Origin of the sequence: Mediterraneibacter sp. (genome assembly GCF_030825015.1) — a bacterium.
Taxonomy (GTDB): Bacteria; Bacillota; Clostridia; order Lachnospirales; family Lachnospiraceae; genus Mediterraneibacter.
In genome coordinates this window covers 1-8277 of sequence record NZ_JAPJQP010000033.1, presented here as the reverse complement: position 1 = coordinate 8277, position 8277 = coordinate 1, and the positions used below count along the sequence as shown (strand labels likewise).

Here is an 8277-nt window from a genome sequence, read left to right as displayed (position 1 = left end):
AACACAAAACTGGTGTTCTCTTTTCTATGTGTCCTACAAAAATTTTACGCTAGCATCTCTCTTTTTGCATTTTTACAATATACTTTTACAACATTACGCAAAGATCCGGAAACAGTTCTACACTTCGTTTCAATATCCCTTTCACATAAGCGATCATTATCCCGTAATTCGTCATCGGAACTCCCTGATCCGATGCGCAGCTATAGCGGTATTTCATTTCCCGTTCATTGAGCATACATCCGCCACAATGAATCACCAGTTTATATTCACTTAGATCATCTGGAAACTCTGTGCCGGATGTCGTTTCTATCCGAATCTCTTTCCCAGTATACTCCCGAATCCAGCGGGGGATCTTTACCGTTCCGATATCATCACACTGCCGATGATGGGTGCATCCTTCGCTGATCAATACAGCATCCCCATCTTTTAACTTATCCAGTTCCGTTACGCCTCTGACCGCCTGTTCCAAATTACCTTTATAACGCGCCATTAATATAGAAAAAGAAGTCAACGGCACATCTGAAGGCGTATCCTTTGACACCCGTCCGAACACCTGACTGTCCGTAATTACCATTCTCGGTCTCTTTCCTAACTGCTCAAGGACATTTTTCAGTTCATTCTCTTTTACGACAACCGACACTGCATCTGCCTCAAGGATATCCCGAATCGTCTGCTGCTGGGGAAGGATCAGCCGCCCTTTCGGAGCCGCCGAATCAACAGGTACAACCAAAATGACAAGATCAGACGGCTTCAGTAAATCCCGAACGAGCATATGATCCTTCTCGCCCTGACACACTGCCGATGCGATCCTTTCTTTCAACTCATAGATACCGTCACCTTTCACCGCGCTGACTGCAACGATCCGACGCTCCTCCAGCTCAAGTTCTTCTCTGATCCGTTCCAAATCCTTTTCTTCTACAAGTTCTTTTTTATTCAGCGCGACAACAAAGGGGATCTGTTTCGCCCTGATCCGATCGAGAAGCTTTTTGTCTTCTGTGGATACACTCTGTGATGCGTCAATAACAAGCACTGCCGCATCTGTCTTATTAAGCGTCTGGTAACTTTTTTTCACCCGAAGCTCTCCAAGAGTCCCTTCATCATCTATCCCTGGTGTATCCATCATCACCACAGGGCCGATCGGAAGCAGTTCCATCGACTTATATACCGGATCCGTTGTCGTTCCCTTTACGTCTGATACAACTGCAAGATCCTGCCCTGTAACTGCATTCATGACACTAGACTTTCCGGCATTCCTTCTTCCAAAAAATCCGATATGAACCCGTTCGGACATCGGCGTACTATTCATCCCCATACAGCCACTTCCTTTCCCACTTGGATCAGCAATCTCCCGCTGCCGCTAATCTGCCAATTCATTTTCACAAACTCACAGAAACCTGCCTGCATTTTTGTTCTCCGTCCCTGTACTTCTTACTCAGCAACAACCCGGCGGAAGTTTTTCTTTCCTTTTTTCAAAATAATTCCTTCACCTGACAGATCTTCTTTTCCGAAAGCCGCAGCAATATCGGATACTTTCTCTCCGTCTACCGCAACGCCGCCCTGCTGCACCGCGCGTCTCGCCTCAGATTTTGATGTAACAAGACCGCTCTTCACAAGCATTGTAAGAATGTCAATCTTTCCGTCTGTCAGATCATCTTCTGTGAGCTGCGCTGTCGGCATCTCTGCTGCATTTCCTTTGCTGAACAAAGCTCTTGCACTTTCCTGCGCTTTCTTCGCCTCTTCTTCTCCGTGAACAAGTTTTGTCAGTTCATATGCCAAAATCTCTTTTGCAGTATTAAGCTGCGCGCCTTCCCAAGCATCCATTTTATCGATTTCCTCAAGCGGAAGGAATGTCAGCATACGGATACATTTCAGCACATCGGCATCAGCTACATTTCTCCAATACTGATAAAAGTCAAACGGCGATGTTTTATTTTCATCAAGCCATACAGCTCCTGACTGTGTTTTTCCCATCTTCTTTCCTTCTGAATTCAAAAGGAGAGTGATCGTCATTGCGCCTGCATCCTCGCCTAATTTTCTTCTGATCAATTCTGTTCCCGCAAGCATATTGCTCCACTGGTCATCTCCGCCAAACTGCATGTTACATCCATATTTCTGGAACAATGCATAAAAGTCATACGCCTGCATAATCATATAATTAAACTCAAGGAAACTCAAACCTTTTTCCATTCTCTGTTTATAGCATTCAGCTGTAAGCATACGGTTTACAGAAAAATGCGGTCCGATTTCCCGAAGCACCTCTACATAGTTCAGGTCAAGCAGCCAGTCTGCATTATTTACCATAAGCGCTTTCCCTTCAGAAAAATCAATAAACTTGCTCATCTGTTTCTTAAAGCAGTCACAGTTATGCTGAATCTGCTCCGGTGTCATCATACTTCTCATATCGGATCTTCCTGACGGATCTCCGATATATCCTGTTCCGCCTCCGATCAGCGCAATCGGTTTATTTCCAGCTTCCTGAAGACGTTTCATAAGGCACAGCGCCATAAAATGTCCTACATGAAGGCTGTCTGCCGTCGGATCAAATCCAATATAAAACACAGCCTTTCCATTGTTTACTAAATCGCGGATTCTTTCTTCATCCGTCACCTGCGCGATCAGACCTCTTGCCTGAAGTTCCTCGTAAATTCCCATTTTCTTTCTCCTTTTTCCAAATAGCAAAATTTAAAATACAAAAAACCGTCCTTATCGCTCACGCAATAAGGACGGATCTTCCCGTGGTACCACCTTAATTTACTGAACTGTCGATCCCCGACACTTTTTCAGCCTCACTTGGTACGATAACGTGCACCACTCCGTCACAGCCTACTCATTCCCTGCCATCATCTATACACAGCGACTTCTTTTATCCGCGCTGCCGGACAGTTCCTTTTCGGTGTGAAGCTCCGGGATGTATTCACAAATTCGTCTCACGCGCCTCTCATCAACCGGCTGCTTTCTGTCATCTCGTTCACTTGTTACTTGTTCCCTTCAAAGCCTGTATATTTATGAAGCATATCTTAGCTTACAGTAATTGTTTTGTCAAGCAGTGATTGTATATTAACTCCTGTTTTTCTCCTTGCAAATCATCTGTCAGCCATTTCACAAAGACATCGCAGTCAAGATTTGTTTCGCCTGCTTAATCTGTTCGGAATCAGTCTGCCAAATATCAAATTCAGGAAAACCCGGTATACCCATAGGCACATCTTCCCTTCGGAATTTCATCAGACTGTCAACTACTTTCTTTCCTGACATATGAAAAGAAGTCACTTCAGCATAGTCCGACAGCTTTTTGATCACTTCTGGATTGATTCCGGCTCCTGCCAAAATCTCAATCTTTCCCTCGGATTCTTTCACCAGTTCCCGCAAAAGATCGCGACCGTTCCACGCGCTGTTTTTCTGCCCGCTTGTAAGGATCGTATCAACTCCAAGCTGTATACACTGTTCCAATGCTTCTTTTGCATCCCGGCACACATCAAACGCTCTGTGAAAGGTCACCGTGCACGGCGGCGCTTCACTACCTTCTTTAGCGCATGAGATCAGTTTTTCCATCCTGTCGATATCAAGCGTCCCATCAGGTCTTAAAATCCCGATAACAACGCCTGCAGCTCCCGCCTCCCGGAATATACGCACCTCTTCTTCCAAGGTTTTAAATTCATACTCATCATAGCAGAAATCCCCGAATCTTGGACGAAGGAGCACTCTGATCGGAAGATCGACATTCTTCTTCACCTGCTCAAACATCGCTGCAGACGGAGACAGACCTCCGATCACAAGAGCAGAACACAATTCAATCCGATCCGCTCCTCCGGTCTGTGCTTCGACTGCGGATTTCACACTATCCGCGCATACTTCAAGTAAATAAGCCATCCTGCTTCAGCCTTATCTCGGAATCTTTGACAACGCTGCTTTATCTCCAACGATCACAACATCATTGTGGAGCTGCAGGATCGATGCCGGAACTTCCGGAGTTACCGGTCCGAAAAATGCCTTTGCAACGATATCTGCTTTTGCCTCGCCGTTTACGATAAGCAGAATCTTCTTCGCGCGCATGATCGTTCCGATTCCCATTGTATAAGCCTGACGCGGTACGTCATCCGCAGATGCAAAGAATCTCTTATTTGCTTCGATTGTGCTCTTTGTCAGGTCAACACAGTGTGTCGTCTGTGCGAAAGAGCTGTCCGGCTCGTTAAATCCGATATGTCCGTTGTGTCCCAAACCGAGAAGCTGGATGTCAACTCCTCCCATTGATTCGATCAGTTTCTCATATCTTTCACATTCTTTGTCCGCATCCGGTTCTGTTCCGTTCGGAACGTTTGTATTCTCAGGATCGATATTCACACGATCAAACAAATGCTCATGCATGAAATAGTAATAACTCTGATCGTTATCGCGTGTCAGACCTCTGTATTCATCAAGGTTTACTGTCTTAACTTCTGAGAAATCAAGGTCGCCTTTTTCATACCACTCTACAAGTTTGTCGTATGTTCCGATGGGTGTTGATCCTGTTGCAAGACCGAGTACACAATCCGGTTTCAAAATCACTTGTGCAGACAAAATATTGGCTGCTTTTCTGCTCATTGCTTCGTAGTTTTCTGTTTCATAAATTTTCATATCTTTCGCCCTCCTATCGCTACATTTAAGTCTAACAATCTGCTTAACAAAAGTCAAGCAGAAAGACAGTTTCTCTGCTTCTTCCGATTCACTTACTCATACGCAATTTTCACAAGCACAAGCCCTTGCGCAGGGGCAGTCGCTCCCGCCTTTTCTCGTTTCTTTTGATCAAGCATCTCCTTAACCTCAAGAGGCGTACATGCACCCCTCCCGACTTCTACAAGAGTACCTGCGATAATCCGCACCATATTATATAAAAACCCATTTCCGCTGATCCGCATTTTCACCAGATCTCCGTCCGGCTCAATCTCCAAACTATAAATCTTTCGAACCGTCGTTTTGACACCTGTATGAATGCTGCAAAATGTTTTAAAATCATGCTCGCCGACGAGATACTGCGCTGCCTTTCTCATCTCATCAACATTCAGCGGAAATGAAACAAACCAGGAATCTCTCCGTCTGATCGGGTCCGGCATCTCTCGGTTTACAATCGTATATTCATATGTTTTAACCGATGTTTGATAACGAGGATGCCAGTCTGTTCCCACTTCTTCCGAACGCACGATAACAATATCCTCAGGGAGCAGCCTGTTGACGGCGTACGCAATCCGATCCGAAGGGATCGGAGACTCCGTGTCAAAAACCGCCACATTTCCCTTTGCATGAACCCCTGCATCTGTCCTGCTTGCCCCAATCACACGGATCGTTTCGCCTGTCAGTTCAGACAGCGCCTTGTTCAGGACTTCTTCTACCGTAATTCCGTTCGGCTGTATCTGCCATCCGCAATAATCCGTTCCGTCATAAGCAACCGTCAATTTCACCCGTTTCATGTCTTTATCCGTTCCCCTTTTTCATCTCAGCCTTTTCACAAATTCTTTTACACATTCTCCTTTGTCTGCCGAAAAACGAACTTTTGCAGTCCAAACTTTTGCCAATCAGACTTCCCTTTCACATTTTCTGCAGATACCTTTAGAAAATCCATACCCGAAACGGCACGAATTTCCCAAGCACAAACACTCCTGCCACATAGATGATCGTAATCAGATATGCCGCTTTATCTCTTTCTTTATATTTCAGCGGTTTCATCCTCGTTCTTCCCTCTCCGCCATGATAGCAGCGGGCTTCCATCGCCATTGCAAGATCGTTCGCCCTTCGGAAGGCAGATACGAATAACGGAACAAGAATCGGAATCATCGCCTTCGCTCTTTGGATAATATTTCCGCTCTCAAAATCAGCGCCTCTGGCAATCTGAGCTTTCATAATCTTGTCCGTTTCCTCTAAAAGGATCGGAATGAATCGAAGCGCAATGGACATGATCATCGCCACCTCATGAACCGGAAGGTGCAGTTTATTCAGCGGACTTAGTAATTTTTCCATTCCATCCATCAATCCGTTCGGGGACGTTGTAAATGTCATAAGCGAAGAACCCGCCACAAGATACATCAATCGAAGCGCCATGAAAACGGACGTCCGAACGCCTTCCTCCGTAATCGTAAAAATCCAAAAATGCAGCAGCACTTCGCCGCCTCTTGTCAGAAATAAATTCATAACGACCGTAAACATCAGCAGGATTACGATCGGCTTTAAGCCCTTCACAATATATTTCAACGGAACTTTCGACATATGAATAACTGTCCCAAGAAATAACGTTGCGATCACATATCCGAGAAACGAGCTTTGAATAAATAAAGAGACAAGAAATAAAAGGGTGCAAACAATTTTCACCCTTGGGTCTAAACTATGTATCCGGCTTTTTACCGGGTAATACTGTCCGATCGTAATATCTCTGATCATAAGAAACTCCTCATTATCTCATCTGCTGCTTCTTCGATCGTTGTCGCATCAGGCGAAACGTCGAATCCACGTTCTTTCAAGTCATGCATCACATAAGTAACCTGAGGCGCCGCAAGACCTACCGCCTCCAGTTCTTTATAATGACGGAACACCTCTTTCGGTGTACCATCGAGCATCTTTTCCCCTTTGTTCATCACAATGATCCGTTCCACATAACGGGCCACATCTTCCATACTATGCGATACAAGAACAACTGTCATCCCTGTTTCTTTATGCAGTTTTGCAATCTGATCAAGGATCTCGTCTCGCCCTTTCGGATCAAGCCCTGCGGTAGGTTCATCCAAAATAAGCACTTTCGGTTTCATTGCCAGCACTCCGGCGATCGCCACACGCCTCTTCTGACCTCCTGAAAGCTCAAATGGAGACTGCTTATAATATTTTTCCGGAAATCCGACCAACTCCAGCGCTTCCCTTGCGTTTTTCTCACATTCTTCCTCTGAAAGCCCCTGATTTCTCGGGCCAAAGCATACATCACTTATAACATCAACTTCGAAAAGCTGATGTTCGGGATATTGAAAGACAAGCCCTACCTGACTTCGAAGCTTCCTCATATCATAGCCCTCTTCATAAATGCTTTTCCCTTCATACCGGATATCTCCTGAAGTTGCCTTCATCAATCCGTTTAAATGCTGGATCAGCGTAGATTTCCCGGATCCTGTATGTCCGATAATCCCGACGAACTGCCCTTGTTGAATCTCAAGACTGATATCTTTCAGCGCGCATTTCTCATAAGCAGTACCCGGACTATATATATAATTCACATGTTCTAACGCAATCGACATAATGCTTCCACCAATTCTTCCCTTCTCAAGATCCCTTTCGGGATATCCAGTCCTCTCCTTCTAAGCTCCTCTGCCAACATCGTAACTTGCGGAACATCCATCCGATATGACTTTAATTCATCCACTCTTCCAAATATTTCTCTGGGAGTTCCATGCATCACAATATGACCGCTGTCCATAACAAACACCTGATCTGCCTCGATCACTTCTTCCATATAATGAGTAATCAAAATCACCGTTACGTTTTTCTCCCTGCGCAAACGCCCAACTGCATGAAGCACTTCTCTTCGTCCATTCGGATCAAGCATCGCAGTGGGCTCATCCAACACGATACATTTTGGTTCCATCGCGATCACTCCCGCAATCGCTACACGCTGTTTTTGCCCGCCGGAAAGTTTATTCGGCGAAGACTTACGATATTCTGTCATCCCGACAAGCCGCAGGCTTTCTTCAACCCGTTTCCATATGTCATCTGTCGGAATCCCGATATTCTCAGGTCCGAATCCCACATCTTCCTCCACAACAGTCCCAATGATCTGATTGTCGGGATTTTGAAATACCATCCCCGCAGTCCGCCGTACGTCCCACAGATTTTCAGGATCTTTTGTATCCTGTCCGTCCACCCATACTGTACCGCCTGTCGGAACTAAAATCGCATTCATATGTTTTGCAAGAGTGGATTTTCCCGAACCGTTATGTCCAAGCACTGCCACAAAAGAACCTTGCGGCACATCAATATCAACCCCGTCAATAGCACGATTCGTTCCAATCACATTTCCTTCTTCATCACGCTTATCATACTCATATACAAGCTTTTCTGCATGTATCATATTCATAGGCATACCGCCTTTCTCAGCCTTATACGCTTCCGCGTTCATCCATTTTCCCTTCGTTTCATAACGCACACTTTTTCAGGCACATTATGGATTTCATTTTACTGCATGAAAGTATTTTTTTCAACCCGCCGCAGCCGTATTGGCGGCGTAAATTTACTGTAGGAATTATAGTGGCAGAAACTGCCGGATGTGTT

At 45.2% G+C, this 8277-nt stretch carries 8 protein-coding genes and 1 other annotated feature; all 8 genes read right to left on the bottom strand.

Going from position 1 to position 8277, the window contains the following annotated elements; genetic code table 11:
- Positions 1–85: 85 nt before the first annotated feature.
- A complete protein-coding gene (hydF, locus tag RCH61_RS09600) occupies positions 86–1312 on the bottom strand; it encodes a [FeFe] hydrogenase H-cluster maturation GTPase HydF (RefSeq protein WP_306480583.1) in 1227 nt (408 codons plus the stop codon).
- Between the two features lie 116 nt (positions 1313–1428).
- Positions 1429–2652 carry a tyrosine--tRNA ligase gene (gene tyrS / locus RCH61_RS09595; RefSeq protein WP_178007945.1) on the bottom strand — a complete coding sequence of 408 codons (1224 nt, stop codon included), beginning with the start codon at positions 2650–2652 and terminating at the stop codon, positions 1429–1431.
- 64 nt (positions 2653–2716) lie between these two features.
- Positions 2717–3001, bottom strand: a binding site (T-box leader).
- A 98-nt stretch (positions 3002–3099) separates the two neighbouring features.
- Positions 3100–3867, bottom strand: a complete 768-nt coding sequence (locus RCH61_RS09590; protein WP_178007947.1) for a copper homeostasis protein CutC — start codon at positions 3865–3867, stop codon at positions 3100–3102.
- Positions 3868–3879: 12 nt separating this feature from the next.
- The gene (nagB, locus tag RCH61_RS09585; protein ID WP_178007949.1) at positions 3880–4611 is read right to left on the bottom strand and encodes a glucosamine-6-phosphate deaminase; all 732 of its coding nucleotides are present in this window, start codon (positions 4609–4611) and stop codon (positions 3880–3882) included.
- 92 nt (positions 4612–4703) lie between these two features.
- Positions 4704–5441, bottom strand: coding sequence for a tRNA pseudouridine(38-40) synthase TruA (truA, locus tag RCH61_RS09580; protein WP_178007951.1), 738 nt, complete (start codon positions 5439–5441; stop codon positions 4704–4706).
- 139 nt (positions 5442–5580) lie between these two features.
- Complete coding sequence (locus RCH61_RS09575; RefSeq protein ID WP_178007953.1) at positions 5581–6405, bottom strand: energy-coupling factor transporter transmembrane component T family protein; 825 nt, start codon at positions 6403–6405, stop codon at positions 5581–5583.
- Complete coding sequence (locus RCH61_RS09570) at positions 6402–7247, bottom strand: energy-coupling factor transporter ATPase (protein WP_178007955.1); 846 nt, start codon at positions 7245–7247, stop codon at positions 6402–6404. Before RCH61_RS09570 ends, RCH61_RS09575 begins: the two co-directional genes overlap by 4 nt.
- On the bottom strand, positions 7232–8083 hold the full coding sequence (locus tag RCH61_RS09565; RefSeq protein ID WP_178007957.1) for an energy-coupling factor transporter ATPase: 852 nt from the start codon (positions 8081–8083) through the stop codon (positions 7232–7234). Before RCH61_RS09565 ends, RCH61_RS09570 begins: the two co-directional genes overlap by 16 nt.
- Between the last annotated feature and the right edge of the window lie 194 nt (positions 8084–8277).

Coding starts and splice junctions, on each gene's coding strand:
- hydF (WP_306480583.1), bottom strand. CDS start 1,312: ATGGGGATGAATAGTACGCCGATGTCCGAACGGGTTCATATCGGATTT.
- nagB (WP_178007949.1), bottom strand. CDS start 4,611: ATGAAAATTTATGAAACAGAAAACTACGAAGCAATGAGCAGAAAAGCA.
- RCH61_RS09590 (WP_178007947.1), bottom strand. CDS start 3,867: ATGGCTTATTTACTTGAAGTATGCGCGGATAGTGTGAAATCCGCAGTC.
- RCH61_RS09575 (WP_178007953.1), bottom strand. CDS start 6,405: ATGATCAGAGATATTACGATCGGACAGTATTACCCGGTAAAAAGCCGG.
- tyrS (WP_178007945.1), bottom strand. CDS start 2,652: ATGGGAATTTACGAGGAACTTCAGGCAAGAGGTCTGATCGCGCAGGTG.
- truA (WP_178007951.1), bottom strand. CDS start 5,441: ATGAAACGGGTGAAATTGACGGTTGCTTATGACGGAACGGATTATTGC.
- RCH61_RS09565 (WP_178007957.1), bottom strand. CDS start 8,083: ATGAATATGATACATGCAGAAAAGCTTGTATATGAGTATGATAAGCGT.
- RCH61_RS09570 (WP_178007955.1), bottom strand. CDS start 7,247: ATGTCGATTGCGTTAGAACATGTGAATTATATATATAGTCCGGGTACT.